This window comes from Pseudomonas sp. LBUM1656 (assembly GCF_059716065.1).
Genome location: NZ_CP166800.1, coordinates 2,065,207 through 2,085,660 on the forward strand (window position 1 = coordinate 2,065,207; position 20,454 = coordinate 2,085,660).

Here is a 20,454-nt window from a genome sequence, read left to right on the forward strand (position 1 = left end):
CAAATTTGACCGCGTCTTTCACAGACATCACGAGAGGTGCGTATGCACGATCCGTTTGAACAGTCTTTGCGCGACATGCTGAACGCTTCGCCGTCCACACGAGACGACGATGCGTGCCTTGGGCGTGTCCTGAAAACCGCCAACCGCCAGGTCGGCGCCGGTGATCTGTTCAGCCTGCTGGGCCGCTGGCTGCCCGCGCTGATGATTGCCCTCAATAACGGCTCGGCCCACGTCTCGCCGGTCTCCCGCCACCGTAAACCTACCGCTCGCACCGCTGATAAGGCTGATTGAATATGGAACTTGATCTCTGGACTCAGAGCCTCGTCACTGCAATGACCGCGTTATGGACAAAGGTGGCAAATTTCATCCCGAACCTGTTCGGCGCACTGGTCGTGTTGCTGTTGGGTTTCGTCGTTGCGAAACTTTTGGATACTTTGCTGTCCAAGTTGCTCGCCAAGCTGGGCCTTGATCGCCTGATGGGCGGCACCGGTCTGACTAAACTGCTGTCCCGGGCCGGCCTGCAAGTACCGATCTCGACCCTGATTGGCAAGATTGTCTACTGGTTCGTTCTGCTGATTTTTCTGGTTTCTGCCGCAGAATCCCTTGGACTTGAGCGAGTTTCGGCTACGCTGGACATGCTTGCGCTGTATTTGCCGAAAGTATTTGGCGCCGCGCTGGTGCTGCTGGTGGGTGTGTTGCTGGCGCAACTGGCCAATGGGCTGGTGCGTGGTGCAGCAGAAGGCGTAGGGCTGGATTATGCTGCGGGCCTGGGGCGAATTGCCCAGGGCCTGGTGATTATCATCAGTATTTCAGTCGCAATCAGCCAGTTGGAGGTCAAGACTGACCTGCTCAACCACGTGATTGTGATTGTTTTGATTACCGTTGGTCTGGCGGTTGCGCTGGCCATGGGATTGGGAAGCCGGGAAATTGCCGGTCAGATTCTTGCGGGAATCTATGTGCGTGAGTTGTATCAGGTTGGGCAACAAGTGCGTGTTGGCGAGGTCGAAGGTCAGATCGAAGAGATCGGCACGGTTAAAACCACATTGCTGACCGATGAGGGTGAGCTAGTCTCTCTCTCCAATCGGATCCTCCTGGAGCAGCATGTGAGTAGCCGCTAACCCGGCAAACCCTGCTAATGTATGCCGCCGCAAAGTGCCCTGTAAGGGCTGCGGCGGACATTGACCTGACTGTCGGCCCGACTTGTTTTGAATAAAGCTCAATCGCTCTCCACGCGCTACGACCCCCGCGAGCTCTCTGATGAGGAGTTGGTCGCGCGCTCGCATACCGAGCTGTTTCACGTAACACGCGCCTATGAAGAACTGATGCGGCGTTACCAACGAACATTATTTAACGTTTGTGCACGATATCTGGGGAACGATCGCGACGCAGACGATGTCTGTCAGGAAGTGATGTTGAAGGTGCTGTATGGCCTGAAGAACTTCGAGGGGAAATCGAAGTTCAAGACGTGGCTCTACAGCATCACGTACAACGAATGCATCACGCAGTATCGGAAAGAACGGCGAAAGCGTCGCTTGATGGACGCTTTGAGTCTGGACCCCCTCGAGGAAGCGTCTGAAGAAAAGACGCCGAAACCCGAGGATAAGGGTGGACTCGATCGCTGGCTGGTGTATGTGAACCCGATTGACCGAGAAATTCTGGTGCTACGATTTGTCGCAGAGCTGGAGTTTCAGGAGATCGCAGACATCATGCATATGGGCTTGAGTGCGACAAAAATGCGGTACAAACGTGCTCTAGATAAATTGCGTGAGAAATTTGCAGGCATTGCTGAAACTTAGTTCGGCGCAAATATCTCTTACGTGTAGGCAAGTTCTGATAGACTTGCCGCCGAGTTGTCCCCCGGTTTGCGGGACTGCTTCACAATCACCAGATGGGGATTTAACGGATGAAACTGAAAAACACCTTGGGCTTGGCCATTGGTTCTCTTATTGCTGCCACTTCGTTCGGCGCTCTGGCACAAGGCCAAGGCGCAGTTGAAATCGAAGGCTTCGCTAAGAAAGAACAATTCGACAGCGCTCGTAACTTCAAGAACGACGGCAACCTGTTCGGCGGTTCGGTTGGTTACTTCCTGACCGACGACGTTGAATTGCGTCTGGCTTACGACGAAGTGCACAACGTACGTGCAGATGATGGCAAGAACGTTAAAGGCGCTAACACCGCTCTGGACGCTCTGTACCACTTCAACAACCCAGGTGACATGCTGCGTCCTTACGTCTCTGCCGGTTTCTCGGACCAGAGCATCGACCAGAATGGCAGCAACGGTCGTAACCGTTCCACCTTCGCCAACGTTGGCGGCGGTGCCAAGCTGTACTTCACTGATAACTTCTACGCTCGTGCCGGCGTTGAAGCTCAATACAACATCGACCAGGGTGACACCGAGTGGGCTCCTAGCGTCGGTATCGGTGTGAACTTCGGTGGCGGCTCCAAGCCAGCTGCTGCTCCAGTTCCAGCACCAGCTGAAGTCTGCTCCGACAGCGACAACGATGGCGTGTGCGACAACGTTGACAAGTGCCCGGACACCCCAGCCAACGTAACTGTTGACGCTGATGGCTGCCCAGCAGTTGCTGAAGTTGTTCGTGTTGAGCTGGACGTGAAATTCGACTTCGACAAGTCGGTAGTCAAGCCTAACAGCTACGGCGACATCAAAAACCTCGCTGATTTCATGAAACAGTACCCATCCACCAGCACCACTGTTGAAGGTCACACTGACTCCGTCGGTCCTGACGCTTACAACCAGAAACTGTCCGAGCGTCGTGCAAACGCCGTTAAGCAAGTTCTGACCAACCAGTACGGTGTTGAATCGTCCCGCGTTCAGTCTGTTGGCTACGGCGAATCCCGCCCAGTTGCTGACAACAAAACTGAAGCTGGCCGCGCTGTAAACCGTCGCGTAGAAGCGCAGGTTGAAGCTCAAGCTAAGTAATTAGCCCGCAGCTCTGAGAAAAGCCCGGCTTAGGCCGGGCTTTTCTTTGTCTGCGATTTGGTGGATGAGGGGTGAAGCAGGGAAACTCAGGCTGATTGATCGGCCGCCATCGCGGGCAAGTCGCGCGCCCACAGAGATGGCGTCGCAACGGTTGCAACCGCGCCGATCACCAGGATCGCCGGGCTTTTCAATTCGAACACTGAAGCATCTTCTTCCATGGCCCTCAGATCGCTCCGACATTCCCGTTGGTGCGGCAGGGAAGCGTTTTCAATCATCGCCACCGGCGTATCCGCCGCCATTCCCCCGGCCAGCAGTTGCTCGCGAATCTCGCTCAGCTTCGCCACGCCCATGTAAACCACCAACGTCGTGCCACTCTGGGCCAGGGCCTGCCAGTTCAGTCTGCTGCCATCCTGAGTGTGGGCGGTGACCAGCGTCACGCCGCGGGCAACGCCTCTAAGGGTCAACGGAATATCGCATTGCGTCGCGCCCGCCAGCCCGGCCGTGATGCCGTTGACCAGTTCGACTTCAACGCCGCGCTCGCGCAGCCACTGCGCTTCTTCACCGCCGCGACCAAAGATGCACGGATCGCCGCCCTTGAGCCGCACCACACATTTACCCTGGCGGACATAGCGCAGCATCAGGCGATGAATAAAGGCTTGAGGCGTGGAGCGACAGCCGCCGCGTTTGCCCACGGGAATGATCCGCGCGCCGGGGCAATGCTCCAGCACCGCGTCATTGACCAGGTCGTCGATCAACACCACGTCCGCTTCTCTCAACGCCCGAACAGCCTTGAGGGTCAGTAATTCAGGGTCGCCGGGACCCGCACCCACCAGCCAGACTTTTGCGCTCATAGTGTTTTCCTCACGAGATGACGGCGATCGGCTGCGCAGTGGCAGCCAGCAGGCGCTTGATTTCCGGTACGCAGGAGCCGCATTGCGTGCCGCAACCCAATTCTTGTTTCAAACCTTGCAAGTCCAGGCCACGGCTGATGCCGGCGCAGACCGCGCCTTGGCTGACGTTCTTGCAGTTGCACAGAATGTTTGTACCCGCTATTGCAGTTACAGCGTTGCCCGGTGGCGCGCTCAGCGGTGCCAGTAGCCAGCGCCGCAGTTGTTCGTCGGCACGCCCCTCAAGCCAAAGGTTTTGCAGCCAGTGTTGGGCGAGGGTTTCGCCGGCCAGGCGAATCGCAGTGATCCGGCCGTTGTCGATCCGCACGCGTTTGCCGATAGAGCGGCGTGGGTCGTCATAGGCCAGTACCGGACCGTCGGTGAGCGCCAGGCATTGATCGATATCGCGCAGCAATTGCGGATCTGGTGCGACGGCGCTGGCAGCGCGTATCAGCAGCGCGGGGCGCTCGCGGCCGACAAGGCTGAGGCTGGCGTAGGAAAACGCCTCACAGAGCGGTCGTAGGGTCTCAAAATGCTGTTGAACATTGCCCTCTACCAGGGCGAATAGCTGCCAAGGCAGGTGAACTGGCTCGATTCGCACGCCGCTGTGTTTGAGTTCCGGTTGTTTCGACAGCGGATCGAAGGCGGGCAGGGTGAGCGTATTCACGCCGCCCTTGAGGAAGCGGTCACCAAAATGCATTGGCAAAAAGGCCTGGCCGGGCCGCACGCTGTCGTCGCTGGCGACCGGCACGATCACAGCGCCACGCCGACTTTCCAGGCTGATCAGGTCGCCGGGTTGCAAGCGATGCCGGCTCAGTTCATCCGGGTGCAGGCTTAACACGGCTTCGCTGACGTGACCGAACAACTGTGCGGCGGTGCCGGTGCGGCTCATGCCGTGCCATTGATCGCGCAAGCGACCGGTGATCAGCGTCAGCGGGAAGTGTGCGTCGCGTTGCTCCTTGGCGGCGCGATACGGATCAGCCACAAACGTCGCGCGCCCGCTGGCGGTCGGGAAAATGCCGTCGAGGTACAGGCGGGCAGTCCCCGCGCTGGCGCCTGCGGGGAAGGGCCATTGTTGAGGGCCGAGACGGTCGATCAGCTCATGACTGATGCCGGACAAGTCCAGATCACGCCCGCGGGTCAGGTGTTTGTATTCCTCGAAAACCTGTGCCGGCGTTTCAAAGGCAAACAGACTGTCTTGGCCGGGGCGCAGCTGTTTTTCCAGGCGTTGTGCGAAATCCACGGTGATCGCCCAGTCGGAACGCGCTTCACCCGGTGCGACGATGGCCCGGCGAACGTGGGAAATACGCCGTTCGGAGTTGGTCACCGTGCCGTCCTTTTCGCCCCAACTGGCGGCGGGCAACAGCAGGTCGGCGAATGCCGCGGTTTCGGTGGTGCGAAAGGCTTCCTGCAACACCACGAACGGGCAAGCCAGCAGTGCCGCGCGTACGGCGGTCTGGTCCGGCAGCGATTGCGCGGGGTTGGTGCAGGCAATCCACAGGGCTTTGATTTTGCCGCTCCGAATTTGCTCAAACAGCTCGATTGCGGTGAGCCCGGTGTTTTCTGGCAGTTGAGCAACGCCCCAATAGGCCGCCACTTCCGCGCGATGCTCGGCATTGGCTGCTTCGCGATGGCCTGGCAGCAGGTTCGACAGGCTGCCGGTTTCCCGTCCGCCCATGGCGTTTGGCTGACCGGTCAGGGAGAAAGGTCCTGCGCCGGGACGGCCGATTTGCCCGGTGGCCAGGTGCAGATTGATCAGCGCACTGTTTTTGGCGCTACCGGCGGTGGACTGGTTCAGCCCCATGCACCACAGCGACAGAAACGTCTTCGAGGTGCCGACCCATTCCGCGCATTGCTGCAGTTGCTCGATCTCGATCCCGCAAAGCTGCGACACCCTTTGCGGCGTGTATTCGCGCACCAGATTTTTCAGCTCAGCCAAACCTTCGGTGTGAGCCTGGATGAAGTCACGGTCGATCCAGTCCTCCCACAGCAGCAGGTGCAGAATCCCATGGAACAAGGCGACATCGGTCCCGGGAAGAATCGCCAGGTGCAGGTCAGCCAAATCGCAGGTGTCGGTACGACGGGGGTCAATGACGATGACTTTCATCTGCGGGCGACGGGACCGGGCTTCTTCCAGGCGACGAAACAGCACCGGGTGGGCGTAGGCCATGTTACTGCCGACGATCATCACGCAGTCGCTCAACTCCAGGTCTTCGTAGCTGCACGGCGGAGCATCGGCGCCCAGGCTGCGCTTGTAGCCGACCACCGCCGACGACATGCACAGCCGCGAATTACTGTCGATATTGTTGGTGCCCACCAGCGCCCGCGCCAGTTTGTTGAAGGCGTAATAGTCCTCGGTCAGTAACTGCCCGGAAATGTAGAACGCCACGCTGTCCGGGCCGTGTTCGGCGATGGTTTGAGCGAAGACATTGGCCGCGTGATCGAGGGCGGTGTCCCAGTCGGTACGGCTGCGGGCCAGGCCTTTGCCGAGGCGTAATTCAGGGTAAAGCGCTCGCGCCGTCAGGTCGCCGGTCAGGTGCAGGGTCGAACCCTTGCTGCACAACTTGCCGAAGTTGGCCGGGTGGCTCGGATCGCCGCTGACGCCGAGGATGCGCTCGCCGTCATGCTCGATCAGCACGCCGCAGCCGACTCCGCAGTAGCAGCACGTGGAAGCAGTAATCTGGTTCATCAGCTTGCTTCCCGGCCTGGGTGTCCTGCGTCGCCGAGGGCCAGCCCCAGAAACGAAGAGCTGCCAAACATCAGGTGATCGCGGATCTCGTCGATGGTGTGATTCTCACGGATCTGTCGGAAATACCAACCGCCATCTGCCGTGTCGCCGTACAGACAGGCGCCGACCAGCACGTCATCCTTGATCACCAGTTTTTTGTAGATCCCGCCGATCGGGTCGGAGAGGGTGATGGTTTCGGTGCCTTCGCCGCCCATGAAGTCGCCGGCGGAAAACAGGTCAATGCCGGTGACTTTCAGTTTGGTCGAGGTCACCGAGCCCTTGTAGGTGGCGAAGCCCAGTTGCGCGAGGTGGTTGGCGCAGACCTTGGCTTGCTCGAACAGCGGCGCGACCAGGCCGTAGGCGGTGCCACGGTGGCTGGCGCATTCGCCAATGGCGTAGACCCGAGGGTCGTAGGTTTGCATCGTGTCATTGACCAGAATCCCGCGATGGCAGGGGATGCCGGATTTTTCCGCCAGCTCAGTGCTTGGGCGAATGCCGGCGGCCATCACCACCAGGTCGGCGGGGATGATGTCGCGGTTCTTGAATTCAACCGAGCCGACCCGGCCGTTGCCGGCATCATGCAGGGCCTGGGTCTGTTCGCTCAGGCGAAAATGCAGGCCTCGGGCTTCCAGGGCGGTTTGCAGGAGTTGGCCACTGGTTTTATCCAGTTGCCGTTCCAGCAGCCACTCGCCGATGTGCACCACAGTGACGTGCATGCCGCGCAGCATCAGGCCGTTCGCGGCTTCCAGGCCGAGCAGGCCGCCACCGATCACCACGGCGTGCTTGTGAGTTTTTGCGGTGTTGATCATGGCCTGGGTGTCAGCGATGTCGCGGTAGCCGATTACGCCCTGCAAGGTGTTGCCGGGGATCGGCAGGATGAACGGGGTCGAACCGGTTGCGATCAGCAGGCGATCGTATTCGGCCTCGGTGCCGTCTTCGGCGATCACGCGGCGTTTGATCCGGTCAATCTCCACGACTTTGCGGTTGAGCAGCAACTTGATGTTGTTGTCCAGGTACCAGTCGAGATTGTTGAGTTCGATCTCTTCGAACGTCTGCTCACCGGCCAGGACCGGCGACAGCAGGATGCGGTTGTAGTTGGTATGGGGTTCGGCGCCGAAGACCGTGATGTCGTACAGCTCGTTGCTCAGCTTGAGCAGCTCCTCCAGGGTGCGGACCCCGGCCATGCCGTTGCCGATCATCACCAGTTTTAATTTTTTCATCAGGTTCTCCGGGGAGCTCGGACCCGCCTCAACACGGCTTTCAGGTCTTGCTCGACATATTTTGCGCAAACAAAAAAAGGCGTCCCGCTAGTGGCCTAGCGAGGACGCCTTTGTCCTGGTCCCGTTCTCTCGGGAAGCGCACCCTTCATCGTTGAAGGCTGGGCTTTATGTCTGTTGGGAGAGGTAATGCAGTGGTTGTGCCAAGTGCTCCAAGTTCCCGGATTTGTGCGGTTTTGTCGCGGTCTCGGCATTTAGTGGGAACGCATTTGCACTGTTTAAATGCACGTTGCCCGCAATTGGCGCGGTTTCTGTAGCAGCTGCCGAGCTGCGCGAGGCTGCGTTCGGCGACGCAGTCGTCGTAAACCCTGCGAATGCGGTTTTCCTGACGCACCGCAGGGGCTGATTTCACGACGACTGCGTCGCCGAACGCAGCCTCGCGCAGCTCGGCAGCTGCTACAGGGGTTCAAGGTCAGCCATGAAATACCAAAACCAGCAGCACCAGATTCACCACCAACATCACCAGCGCCAACGTCCGCCACACCTTCAACGGCTCGCGCTCCAGCAGCGGTCGGGGTCGCACACTCAAACTGCGCCGCTCGCCCTGTTCCAACAGCAGCAACCATTCCTCCGCCGTTTCAAAGCGCTGGCCCGGATCCACCGCCACCGCGCGTTCCAGGCTTTGCGCGATCCAGTCCGGCAGGTCGGGGCGGTAGCGGCTGGCGCTCACGGGCAAGCCAAACCGTGGACGCTGGAAAGCTTCGATTTCGCCGTAGGGATAATGCCCGGTCAGCAGGAAATACAGGGTCACACCGACCGCGTACAAATCCTGTTGCGGTGTCGGTGCCTCACCGCCAAACGCTTCCGGCGCAATATAGCTGGGGGTCCCGGGCAGTGCAGAGGGCTGGTCTTCGGACAGGCCGGGGCAGTAAGCGAGGCCGAAATCCAGTAGGCGCAACTCACCGTCGTCCCCCAGCAACAGGTTCTCCGGCTTGATGTCGCGATGAAGAATCTGTCGGCGATGCAGCATGCCGACGGCTTTCAGCAGGCGCTCGGCCAGATCCTGCCATTGCGCCAGCGGCAGCGCTGCAACCCGTTCGTGCAATTCCGCCAGGGTAGAACCGGAATATTCGCGCATCACGTAGTACAAATGCTGACGCTGACTGGCGGCATGGACTTCAGGAAAATGCCGTCCGGCCACGCGCTTGAGAAACCATTCCTCCGACAGCAATGCTTGCCCGGCCAGGTGATCGTCGCGCAGTGCCACGGGCAAGGTTTTCAGCAGCCAGGGTTGTTGCTGACTGTCGCGAACCCGATAGAGCAGCGACTGCTGGCTCTGACCAAGAATCCCTTCGACCTGCCAGCCTTCGAACGTCTGGCCCGCTTTCAGTGCGGGAGGCAGCGGCCACTGCTGCAAATGAATCAACGCGTCGCCGATGCTCGTTTCACCGAGGGCATCGACCCGCACCAGCAGAGCGCTGGCATTGTCCTGGCTACCGGCCAGATGCGCCGCGCTGACCAGGGTTTGTGCAGCACTGTGCAGGTCCGGTTGATCGCGCAGAATCGCTGCAATAGCCGTGTCGCCCAGCACAGCCCAGATACCATCGCTGAGTAGCACAAAGCTCTCATCGAGACGCAACTCGCCGTCGAGAAAATCCAGGACCAGATGCTGATCGAGCCCCAGCGCCCGTTTGAGCACGTGCTGCATGCCCGGTTGATCCCAGACGTGATCCTCGCTGACCCGTTGCAAGGTGTCGGCGTGCCAGCGATAGACACGGCAATCGCCCACGTGGGCCAAGGTAAAACGCCTTCCGCGCATGACCAGGGCACTGACCGTGGTGAGCAGCGGTTGCCCACCGCCATTGGCCTGCAGCCAGCGATTTTGCGCCAGCAGCAGGCGGTCCAGCGCCTGCGCGACACCCCAGGTTTCCGGGGTGGCGTAATAGTCCAGCGCCAGGGCCTGCAAGGTCGAACGGGCGGCGAGCCCGCCGTCGGCGCACTGGCTGACCCCGTCGGCGATGGCGAACAGGTAACCCTTGCTCGCCGCCAGCGCCGGGGCCGGCGTGACCAGGCGCAGGGCGTCCTGATTTTCCTCGCGAGGGCCGATGGCACTCGCTTCGGCAAAACTCAGTTGCAGGCTCATTAAGACTTCAGACCCGAGCAGCGGTCACGGCTGCCGAACCCCAAGTGGTTCTCCAGCGACGTTTCACCCCGTGCAGACCGAACCAGGCGAGCACGCCGAGGCTGGCGAACAACCACAAGGCCAGTTGATAGCTGCCGGTGCTTTGCTTGATCGCGCCCATGCCAGCCGCGAGTGCGAAACCTCCGATGCCGCCGGCCATGCCGATCAAACCGGTCATTACGCCGATCTCGCGACGAAAACGCTGCGGGACCAGTTGGAAAACCGCACCGTTACCCGCACCCAGACCGAGCATGGTGCAGACGAAAAGCGCCAGTGCCGCGTACGAACTCGGCAGGTTGAAACCCACCGCCGCGATGCAGACCGCTGCGACCGTGTACATCCCCAGCAGCGTGCGAATCCCGCCGAATCGATCGGCCAGCGCGCCGCCCAAAGGACGCATCAGGCTGCCACCGAACACGCAGGCCGCGGTGTAGTAGCCGGCGGTCACGGGACTCAGGCCGTATTGGTCGTTGAAGTAGCCGGGCAGGGCGCTGGCCAGGCCGATGAAGCCGCCGAAGGTCACGCTGTAGAAAAACATGAACCACCAACTGTCGCGGTCGCCCAATGCTTTCAAGTAGTCGGACATGGACTTGGCTTTCGGCCGCTCAGGGGCGTTTTTGGCCAGCCAGGCGAAGACGATGATGGTCAGGATCAGCGGGATCAGCGCGAAGCCGAACACGTTGCTCCAGCCAAAGGCGGCCGCCAGGACCGGGGCGATCAATGCGGCAAGCACGGTGCCCGAGTTGCCGGCACCGGCGATGCCCATGGCCTTGCCTTGATGCTGCGGCGGATACCATTGCGAGGCCAGCGGCAGCGCGACGGCGAATGAGGCACCGGCCATGCCGAGGAACAGGCCCAGCACCAGCGCTTGCTCATAGCTGTGGATGCCGTGTTTCCAGGCACCGAACAGTGCACAGATGACGATCACTTGGCCAATCAATCCGGCGGTTTTTGGCGACAGGCGATCAGCCAGCAAACCCATGACAAATCGCAGTACGGCACCGGCCAGAATCGGCGTGGCCACTACGAGCCCGCGCTGTTGGGTGGTCAGGTGCAGATCAGCGGCGATTTGCACCGCCAAGGGGCCGAGCAGGTACCAGACCATGAAACTCAGGTCGAAATAGAGGAAGGCCGCGAACAATGTCGGCGTGTGACCGGATTTCCAGAAGCTTGAATTCATCGCGCACCTCAGCTGTAGGGAGTCTCGAGAAGGAGTCAGGAGCTTGCAGGTGGGGCGCCGCCTCGGCCGCACCACCGGCCCCGATCTCTGGGGCCAAAACTAAAAAACGCCGCCACCCGATTCGCCATGGGCAAATGAGGTGAGCGACGTCTTTGTCGTAGGTGGGGCAACCGCCGTTGGTTACCTGTGTGGATTACTTAGCCAGATCTGTGCCAGGTTCAGGATGATCGTTCCCACGCTCCGCGTGGGAATGCCGCCATGGACGCTCTGCGTCCGCTTCGAGATGTGACGCGGAGCGTCACGGGATGCATTCCCACGCAGAGCGTGGGAACGATCGGTTAACCTCAGCCGAGCAGTTCACTCATGGCAATAATCTGCTCCGCCACCTGTATCAGCTTTTGCTGCCGGCTCATGGCCTGGCGGCGCATCAGGGTGTAGGCCTCTTCCTCGTTGCAGTCCTTCATTTTCATCAGCAACCCCTTGGCCAGCTCGATACGCTTGCGCTCGGCCAGTTGCTGGTCGCGGGCATTGAGCTGGGCGCGCAGGGCCTGGTCGCTTTCAAAGCGGGCCATGGCCACGTCGAGAATCGGCTGCAAACGTTGTGCGTGAATGCCTTCGACGATGTAGGCACTGACCCCGGACTTGATCGCCTGGCGCATCACATCGGGGTCGTGTTCGTCGGTAAACATCACAATCGGCCGCGGCTGGTCGCGGGAAACCAGCACCACTTGCTCCATCACATCGCGGCTCGGTGACTCGGTATCGATCAGGATTACGTCCGGGCGCACCGTTTCGACACGTGCGGGCAGGTCGATGGTCAGGCCGGATTCGTCGATCACCTCGAACCCGGCTTCGGTCAGGGCAGCTTTCAGGCGACCGACTTTCTTCGCGGTGTCGTTGATCAGCAGGATACGCAACATATTCGCAGTCTCCCGTCAGCGGCTGGCGATTCGGTGCGAGCTTTCGCTCATGGCGTGCAGCTTGAAACTGCGGGCATAGCCGGTCGGGTCGGAGCCGTCCCAGATTTTGCCGTCGATCAACTGGCTGCTGCGCATTTCCTCGCCCTCGAAGGCAACACCGACTGCGCTGGCGGCCTCACGGTACAAGTCTAGATGCTGGACCTGACGGGCCACGCCGAGGTAATCCGGGTCGTCACGCAACAAGCCCCAGCGGCGGAACTGAGTCATGAACCACATGCCGTCGGACAAGTACGGCACGTTAACCTCGCCGTCCGCATGGAAACGCAGCGCGTGCGGGTCCTGCCAACGATTGCCGAGGCCATCGGCGTAGTCACCGAGCAAACGCGGTTCGATGCAATCGAGCGGCGCATCGAGGTATTCGGGCGCGCTCAACAGCTTCGCGGTGCTGCGGCGGTTTTCGCTGCTTTCCTCAATGAAGCGACTGGCTTCGAGGATCGCCATCACCAGCGCCCGGGCGGTGTTGGGGTATTGCTCGACAAAGGCGCGGGTGCAGCCGAGGACTTTTTCCGGGTGATCGGGCCAGATGGTCTGGCTTGTCGCCATCGTGAACCCCAGGTTCTGCTTCACCGCGCTGGCGGACCACGGCTCGCCGACGCAGAAGCCATCGATGCGCCCGGCTTGCAGGTGCGCGACCATCTGCGGTGGCGGCACCACCACGCTGTCGACGTCCTGCAATGGATGAATGCCCTGGCTCGCGAGCCAGTAATACAGCCACATGGCATGAGTACCGGTGGGAAATGTCTGGGCAAAGGTCAGTTTTGGGCGACTTTGGTGCACGTGTCTGTCCAGTGCTTCAGGACTGATCACGCCTAAAGTCTGTAAGCCATGGGAGAGGTTGATGCTCTGGCCGTTTTGATTCAGGCCCATGAGCACCGCCATGTCGGTGGGCGCGACACCGCCGATGCCCAGGTGCACGGCGTAAATCAGACCGTACAGGCTGTGGGCGGCGTCGAGTTCGCCGCTGACCAGTTTGTCCCGCAGGTTGGCCCAGGACGACTGGCGCTTGAGGTTCAGGGTCAGGCCGTAAGGCTGCGCGAAACCCTGTGTGGCCGCGACCACCACCGAGGCGCAGTCGCTCAGGGCCATGAAGCCGAGGTTGATTTCAGTCTTTTCCGGGGCATCGCTGCCATTGACCCAGGCCAACGGGCCGGCTGTGGTTTCATTCATGGCTAAACACCTTCCAAAAAAAAAGCGCCGTACCGGGCTGCTTGCCAGGGCAAGGCCAGGTGACGACGCCTTTGTCTTTCGACTCATCCCGCCGTTGGCATGAGTGCTGATGTCAGTGACGGTGCAAGGCATATGCCATCGCCCGCTGATTTTGTTGTGCGCCTCGCTTGCGACTGCGATGCCCGGCTATAATCGCCGCCTCATTTCGCCGCCAATCGAGTCAAAACCGCCCATGTACACCCTGGCCCGTCAGCTGTTGTTCAAACTTTCCCCGGAAACCTCCCACGATCTGTCCCTGGACCTGATCGGTGCGGGCGGACGTTTGGGCCTCAACGGCTTGCTGTGCAAGGCGCCGGCGAAAATGCCGGTGAACGTCATGGGGCTGGAGTTTCCGAACCCGGTAGGTTTGGCGGCCGGTCTGGACAAGAACGGCGCGGCCATCGACGGTTTCGCCCAACTGGGTTTCGGCTTTGTCGAAATCGGCACCATCACCCCGCGTCCGCAGCCGGGCAACCCGAAACCACGGATTTTCCGTCTGCCGGATGCCGAGGCGATCATCAACCGCATGGGGTTCAACAACCTCGGCGTCGATCACCTGCTGGCCCGTGTGGCGGCGGCCAAATACAAGGGCGTGCTGGGTATCAATATCGGCAAGAACTTCGATACGCCGGTTGAACGCGCGGTCGACGATTACCTGATCTGTCTGGACAAGGTCTACGCCCACGCCAGCTATGTGACGGTCAACGTCAGCTCGCCGAACACCCCGGGCCTGCGCAGCCTGCAATTCGGCGATTCGCTCAAGCAATTGCTTGCCGATCTGGCGACCCGTCGCGCAGAACTGGCGTTGCGCCACGGCAAACATGTCCCGCTGGCGATCAAGATCGCGCCGGACATGACCGACGAAGAAACCGCTCAAGTCGCGCAGGCGTTGATCGAAACCGGGATGGATGCGGTGATTGCCACCAACACCACCCTGAGCCGCGTGGGCGTTGAAGGCATGGAACACGGTGACGAGGCGGGCGGTCTGTCCGGCGCACCGGTTCGTGACAAGAGCACCCACACCGTGAAGGTACTGGCCGCCGAACTGGCCGGCCGCTTGCCGATCATCGCCGTGGGCGGCATCACCGAAGGCAAGCACGCGGCCGAGAAAATCGCCGCGGGTGCGAGCCTGGTGCAGCTCTATTCCGGCTTCATCTACAAAGGCCCGGCGCTGATTCGCGAATCCGTCGACGCCATCGCCGCCCTGCGCTGAGTTGTAGCAGCTGCCGAGCTGCGCGAGGCTGCGTTCGGCTGCGCAGCAGTCGTAAACCCTGATGCATGGTGTATCAGCAAGACCGCGGTGCTTGATTTTACGACTGCTACGCAGCCGAACGCAGCCTCGCGCAGCTCGGCAGCTGCTACAAAGGGAATTGTGTGTTGGTGAAAAGCAGGCATAAAAAAGGGCTCCTTGAAGGAGCCCCTGGGCCGGAGCCCGCCGCCCGGATGGGGCGTGCGTGGTAAGTCGTTACGTAATCAGATTGTCGTGTCGGAGTGTTGTGCCCTGTGTTTAGCCGACGGCGTGAAGTTCGTTGAGTCTATGGATTCCCGCAGTGCCGGTCATACCGTCCCAGTTGTCGCCGCGTCCTTCTCGCCAGCCGTTAATCCAGGCTTGACGTACCGACGGTAGAGTAAATGGGCAAAGCTCACGGGATTTGCCACCAACGCCATATTGATATCCGCGCAAAAATGCTCTTTCCAACGGATCACGCTTAAGTCTTCTCATAGGGTGTTGCCCTCACTTGTTGACTGTATTTATCGCGTCGACCTCAATTGAGGTCTGGCAGAAAAACTCCTGCCGTTGGGGCTCGCTGCCGGCGTCGCGAGCCAAGGTGTTGACGCCGTTGCGACGTCAACCTGTAGTGAGTTCTAACCAATGCGTCACATCGAGGGAATGATCGTTTTGTCATAAGAACGTAACCATAAAGATGCTAAGGCCATAAGTAACACGATGTTTGTCCCGTGTTTATTGGTCAAAGCCCTGTATGATCGGCCCCCCGCAGGATGACGGGGTTAATCCTTTAGTGAGAATGGCTCCTGTTGAGCAGGACGACTATTCGACGAAGGGTCGACTTATGACATTTTGTTGCTTCAACTTTTTTATCTGCCCGTGCATCTAAGCTCTTCTAACCTGAGCAGCACGGGTGGGACGGCACACCTTCGTGCCACGCGGGCGCTCTTTTAGAAAAGCGCCTGATTGAAATCCGGGCCGGCAATGCGTTGCCGGTTCACTTAGCTAAAGGCTCTGAACTTCCAATGTCCGATCAATTCGAAATCTTCCTCACTTGCCCAAAAGGCCTTGAAGGCCTGCTCATCGAGGAAGCCGTCGGGCTTGGCCTTGAAGAAGCGCGTGAGCACACCTCGGCTGTGCGCGGCATGGCCACCATGGAAACCGCTTATCGCCTGTGCCTGTGGTCGCGTCTGGCGAACCGGGTGCTGCTGGTGCTCAAGCGTTTCCCGATGAAGGACGCTGAAGATCTGTACCACGGCGTGCTCGATATCGAGTGGCAAGACCACATGCTCAACGACGGCACCCTGGCCGTCGAGTTCAGCGGTCACGGCTCGGGCATCGACAACACTCACTTCGGCGCCCTGAAAGTCAAAGACGCCATCGTCGACAAACTGCGCACCCCGCAAGGCGACCGTCCGTCCATCGACAAGCTCAACCCGGACCTGCGCATTCATCTGCGTCTGGACCGTGGCGAAGCCATCCTGTCCCTCGACCTCTCCGGCCACAGCCTGCACCAGCGCGGCTATCGTTTGCAGCAGGGCGCGGCGCCGCTGAAGGAAAACCTCGCGGCCGCCATCCTGATCCGTTCCGGCTGGCCACGTATCGCAGCCGAGGGCGGCGCACTGGCTGACCCGATGTGCGGTGTCGGTACATTCCTCGTCGAAGCGGCAATGATCGCCGCCGACATGGCGCCGAACCTGCGTCGCGAGCAGTGGGGCTTCACCGCCTGGCTCGGTCACGTCCCGGCGCTGTGGAAAAAGCTCCACGAAGAAGCCACCGAACGCGCCGCAGCCGGTCTGGCCAAGCCGCCGCTGTGGATTCGCGGCTACGAAGCCGACCCGCGCCTGATTCAACCAGGCCGCAACAACGTCGAGCGGGCGGGCCTGAGCGAGTGGATCAAGATCTACCAGGGCGAAGTCGGCACGTTCGAGCCGCGTCCGGACCAGAACCAGAAAGGTCTGGTGATCTGCAACCCGCCGTACGGCGAGCGTCTGGGCGACGAGGCGAGCTTGCTTTACCTCTACCAGAACCTTGGCGAGCGTCTGCGTCAGGCGTGCCTGAACTGGGAAGCGGCAGTCTTTACCGGCGCGCCGGACCTGGGCAAGCGCATGGGCATCCGCAGTCACAAACAGTATTCGTTCTGGAACGGCGCCTTGCCGTGCAAACTGCTGCTGATCAAAGTCACGCCGGACCAGTTCGTCACCGGCGAGCGTCGCACCCCGGAACAGCGTCAGGTCGAGCGCGAGCAGGCGGAATACGATCAGGCGCCGAACGAGCCGCAGGAACGCCTGTACAACAAAAACGGTAACCCGATCAAACCGGCCGCGGCACCCGCGCCGGTGATCGAGCAACCGCGCTTGAGCGAAGGCGGGCAGATGTTTGCCAACCGGCTGCAAAAGAACCTCAAGGCCCTGGGCAAGTGGGTTAAGCGCGAGGGCATTGATTGCTACCGCGTCTACGATGCCGACATGCCGGAATATTCCATGGCCATCGATCTGTATCAGGATTGGGTCCACGTCCAGGAATACGCCGCGCCGAAATCCATCGACCCGGAAAAAGCCTCGGCGCGCATGTTTGATGCCCTGGCGGCCATTCCACAGGCGTTGAACATCGACAAGAGCCGCGTGGTGGTCAAGCGCCGCGAGCGTCAGAGCGGCACCAAGCAGTACGAACGCCAGGCGGCGCAGGGCAAGTTCGTCGAGGTCAACGAAGGCGGCGTGAAGTTGCTGGTCAACCTCACCGACTACCTCGACACCGGGCTGTTCCTCGACCACCGTCCAATGCGCATGCGTATCCAGAAAGAGGCGGCCGGCAAGCGCTTCCTCAACCTGTATAGCTACACCGCAACCGCCAGTGTTCACGCAGCCAAGGGCGGCGCGCGCAGCACCACCAGCGTCGACCTGTCGAAAACCTACCTCGACTGGGCGCGTCGCAACCTGTCGCTGAACGGTTTCTCTGACAAGAACCGTCTGGAGCAGGGTGACGTGATGGCGTGGCTCGATGCCTGCCGTGACGAGTACGACCTGATCTTCATCGACCCGCCAACGTTCTCCAACTCCAAGCGCATGGAAGGCATCTTCGACGTGCAGCGCGATCAGGTGCAATTGATCGACCTGGCCATGGCGCGCCTGGCGCCGGGCGGCGTTTTGTATTTCTCCAACAACTTCCGCAAGTTCACGCTCGAGGAAAACCTCACCGAGCGTTATGCCGTTGAAGAAATCACCGCCCAGACCATCGATCCGGATTTCGCCCGTAACGGCAAGATCCACCGTGCCTGGAAAATCACTGCCCGTTGACAGATAAGTGATTGGATCCACAGAGCCTTGATTTTTAAAGGCTCTTTGGTTCTTTCTGTGCTGGTCAAATTAGTGGCTAATAGCTATAACTCAACTCATGGCCAATGGGCTTTCCCGCACCTGGCGTTTTGAGTTGCGTCTATGTCGTTGCACGCCGTGCGCCCGAAGATCCTGGGTTTTATCAGTGAAGATGTCTCGGCCTGGCTGGTCGCGCTGCTGGTGTTGCTCATCGGCGGGATTCTTACCGGATTACTGGCCTGGTCGACACTGAATCTGTTTCACCATCAATTACGGCAACGTTTCCAGCTGCTCGCCAGCGAACGTTACAGCCGCATCGAAGAACGTTTCGAAGATCAGGAGCAGCGCCTCGACGGCCTGCGCCGGTTCTTCGCCAATTCCGAGTCGGTCTCCCGCGAGGAGTTCGACGGCTACACCCAACCGTTGCTGCACCGCACTCAGGCGTACTCATTCGCTGCGCGGGTCACACGCGCCGAGCGGGCAGAGTTCGAGCGCAAAGTGCGTGAAGAACAAGGTTTGAGCGACTTCACCTTGCGTGAGCTCAATGCCGAGGGGCAGCTGCAATTGGCCGCCGAACGGGATGAATACGTGGCGGTGCTCTACAGTCAGACCCGAAGCCGACTCGGCTCGCCGCTCGGCTACGACTTGTTCGCCCAGCCGTTGCGCCGCGCCACCCTTGATCGGGCCGACAAGTCGGGCAGCATGGCGGTGTCGCAACCGATGCATCTGGTCGGCATCGAGCCAGCCTATGCGCGGGGTGTGCTGCTGGTGGCGCCGGTGAAGCGTCAGAGTGATGCGGCGACGCCGACCGCCAAACCCTACGGTTATGTCATGGCGGTGATCAGCATGCGCCAGCTGCTGGCGGACGGGTTGCCGGACGCCAGTCATGACTATCTCTCGGTGCGCATCCTCGACCTGTCCACCGACGACCAGCACGAAGTGCTTTACGAGTCCTATAACTCGCCAGCGCCCAGCGAATTGTCCGCGACACGCCTGCTGCGCATGGCCGACCACGACTATCAAGTCGACATCCTGCCCAGCGAAGCCTTTCTGAAAGCCAACCACTCCTCGGTGACGAGCCTGGTGGTGCTGGGTGGTTTGCTCAGTGTGCTGCTCAGTGCGTTGCTCTACGTGCTGGTCAGCCAGCGTCAGCGAGCGTTGAAAATGGTCGAGCAACGCACCCAGGAGTTGCACGCCCGTGAGCAAGAGTTGCGCGGCACACACGGCCAGTTGCGCGGCGTGCTGGATGCCGCGACGCAAGTGGCGATCATCGCCACCGACCTGCGTGGCGTCATCAGCACCTTTAACGCCGGGGCCGAGCAAATGCTCGGTTACACAAGCGCTGAAGTGGTCGGGCGCATGACCTTGGAAAACCTGCACTTTCCCCGGGAGCTGGTGGCCCGCTCGGCGGAATTGAGTGCGCGCTATGGCAAACCGATCCCGACCTGCCAGGCGATGTTGGTCGAAGGCGGCGAAGAGGGCGGTCACGAGGCGCGGGAATGGACGCTGGTCCGTCAGGACGGCAGCCATTTGACCGTGAACATGCTCGCGACCCCGGTGCTCGACGAGCAAGGCCTGTGGGTCGGGCATCTGGCGGTCTGCATCGACATCACTGAACGCAAGCGCGTTCACGAGGCGTTGGCTGCGCGCGACCTGTTGCTGAAAAAGCTCAGCGCCCATGTGCCCGGCGGCATTTATCAATTCAAGATGGAATTCGACGGTCGCTTCAGCGTGATCTACGCCAGCGACGGGATTCGCGAGATTTACGAACTCGAACCGGACGTGCTGTTGCTCAACGCGGAAGCGATTTTCACGCGGATTCATCCGCAGGACACGACCCGCGTCCGCGCCTCTATTCGCGCGTCGGCGGACACCCTCAGCCCGTGGCGCGAGGAATACCGGGTGCAACTGCCTCAGCGCGGCCTGCGCTGGGTGCGCGGCGAAGCGACCCCGGAGGAACTGCCAGGCGGCGGCGTGCTCTGGCACGGTTACATCTCGGACATTTCCGACCTCAAGCGCGTGGAAGAAGAGCTGCGGGCGCTGTCGATCACCGACTCGTTGACCGGAATCCACAACCGCCGCTACTTCCAGGAACGCCTGACCACCGAAATGGCCCGGGTCGAGCGCGGTGGTGGCGAGTTGTCGGTGATCATGCTCGACATCGACCACTTCAAACGCATCAATGACCTGCATGGCCACGCCGTGGGCGACCGGGTGTTGCAGGCCGTGTGCGAGCGCATCGGCCATCGACTGCGGCGTACCGACGTGTTCTGTCGCCTGGGAGGCGAGGAATTCATGGTGTTGTGCCCGGACATCGATGTCGAACAGGCTCACGTGCTGGCCTTGCAGCTGTGGCAAGGATTGCGCAGTTCGCCCATCGAAGGCGTGGGGACCGTGACCGCGAGTTTCGGGATTGCCAGCTGGCGAGTCGGGGAGGGCGCGGACGCGCTGTTGCTGCGGGCGGATTCGGGGGTGTACGCGGCGAAGCAGGCGGGACGGGATCGGGTCGAGCCGCAAACCAGCTAAAGGTGCATGCAGACCTTGTGGGAGCGGCGGTGCGACGATTCGACTTGCTCGCGAAAGCGGTGTGTCAT

General features: G+C 60.7%; 14 protein-coding genes and 1 pseudogene. 7 read left to right on the forward strand and 8 right to left on the reverse strand.

The annotated features are described in order from the left end of the window. Positions 1–42: 42 nt before the first annotated feature. From ACA072_RS09310 to ACA072_RS09325, 4 genes are all read left to right on the forward strand, one after another. Entirely contained in the window at positions 43–291 is a 249-nt protein-coding gene (locus ACA072_RS09310) for a CrfX protein (protein ID WP_077748196.1), read from the forward strand. A gap of 2 nt (positions 292–293) precedes the next feature. After that, the gene (locus ACA072_RS09315; RefSeq protein ID WP_008027407.1) at positions 294–1,118 is read left to right on the forward strand and encodes a mechanosensitive ion channel family protein; all 825 of its coding nucleotides are present in this window, start codon (positions 294–296) and stop codon (positions 1,116–1,118) included. A gap of 87 nt (positions 1,119–1,205) precedes the next feature. Beyond that, positions 1,206–1,796, forward strand: coding sequence for an RNA polymerase sigma factor SigX (sigX, locus tag ACA072_RS09320; RefSeq protein WP_010456518.1), 591 nt, complete (start codon positions 1,206–1,208; stop codon positions 1,794–1,796). 107 nt (positions 1,797–1,903) lie between these two features. Further along, a complete protein-coding gene (locus ACA072_RS09325) occupies positions 1,904–2,938 on the forward strand; it encodes an OmpA family protein (protein ID WP_497624058.1) in 1,035 nt (344 codons plus the stop codon). Between the two features lie 86 nt (positions 2,939–3,024). Here the strand turns inward: ACA072_RS09325 and cobA are convergent, their stop codons facing one another. The 7 genes and pseudogenes from cobA to ACA072_RS09360 form a co-directional block, all read right to left on the reverse strand. Then, positions 3,025–3,789, reverse strand: coding sequence for a uroporphyrinogen-III C-methyltransferase (gene cobA / locus ACA072_RS09330; protein WP_497624059.1), 765 nt, complete (start codon positions 3,787–3,789; stop codon positions 3,025–3,027). A gap of 10 nt (positions 3,790–3,799) precedes the next feature. Then, entirely contained in the window at positions 3,800–6,514 is a 2,715-nt protein-coding gene (locus ACA072_RS09335) for a nitrate reductase (protein ID WP_497624060.1), read from the reverse strand. Between the two features lie 2 nt (positions 6,515–6,516). Continuing rightward, a pseudogene (locus ACA072_RS09340) lies at positions 6,517–7,773 on the reverse strand (NAD(P)/FAD-dependent oxidoreductase); the annotation flags it as partial. 469 nt (positions 7,774–8,242) lie between these two features. Then, positions 8,243–9,913 carry a bifunctional protein-serine/threonine kinase/phosphatase gene (locus ACA072_RS09345; protein ID WP_497624061.1) on the reverse strand — a complete coding sequence of 557 codons (1,671 nt, stop codon included), beginning with the start codon at positions 9,911–9,913 and terminating at the stop codon, positions 8,243–8,245. A 7-nt stretch (positions 9,914–9,920) separates the two neighbouring features. Then, entirely contained in the window at positions 9,921–11,132 is a 1,212-nt protein-coding gene (locus ACA072_RS09350) for a nitrate/nitrite transporter (protein ID WP_497624062.1), read from the reverse strand. Positions 11,133–11,476: 344 nt separating this feature from the next. After that, positions 11,477–12,052, reverse strand: coding sequence for an ANTAR domain-containing response regulator (locus tag ACA072_RS09355; protein ID WP_008146285.1), 576 nt, complete (start codon positions 12,050–12,052; stop codon positions 11,477–11,479). A 15-nt stretch (positions 12,053–12,067) separates the two neighbouring features. Beyond that, the gene (locus tag ACA072_RS09360) at positions 12,068–13,279 is read right to left on the reverse strand and encodes a CmpA/NrtA family ABC transporter substrate-binding protein (protein ID WP_497624063.1); all 1,212 of its coding nucleotides are present in this window, start codon (positions 13,277–13,279) and stop codon (positions 12,068–12,070) included. Positions 13,280–13,511: 232 nt separating this feature from the next. Here ACA072_RS09360 and ACA072_RS09365 point away from each other — a divergent pair, with 232 nt between their 5' ends. Continuing rightward, entirely contained in the window at positions 13,512–14,531 is a 1,020-nt protein-coding gene (locus ACA072_RS09365) for a quinone-dependent dihydroorotate dehydrogenase (protein WP_131060000.1), read from the forward strand. 294 nt (positions 14,532–14,825) lie between these two features. Here ACA072_RS09365 and rmf read toward each other — a convergent pair whose 3' ends face one another. Continuing rightward, complete coding sequence (gene rmf, locus ACA072_RS09370) at positions 14,826–15,041, reverse strand: ribosome modulation factor (protein WP_003223300.1); 216 nt, start codon at positions 15,039–15,041, stop codon at positions 14,826–14,828. Positions 15,042–15,571: 530 nt separating this feature from the next. On the opposite strand from rmf, the gene rlmKL reads away from it, so the two are divergent. Further along, positions 15,572–17,842, forward strand: coding sequence for a bifunctional 23S rRNA (guanine(2069)-N(7))-methyltransferase RlmK/23S rRNA (guanine(2445)-N(2))-methyltransferase RlmL (gene rlmKL, locus ACA072_RS09375; protein WP_497624064.1), 2,271 nt, complete (start codon positions 15,572–15,574; stop codon positions 17,840–17,842). 141 nt (positions 17,843–17,983) lie between these two features. Further along, positions 17,984–20,386 (forward strand): sensor domain-containing diguanylate cyclase, encoded by a 2,403-nt coding sequence (locus tag ACA072_RS09380; RefSeq protein ID WP_497624065.1) that lies wholly within the window; start codon positions 17,984–17,986, stop codon positions 20,384–20,386. Positions 20,387–20,454: the final 68 nt, after the last annotated feature.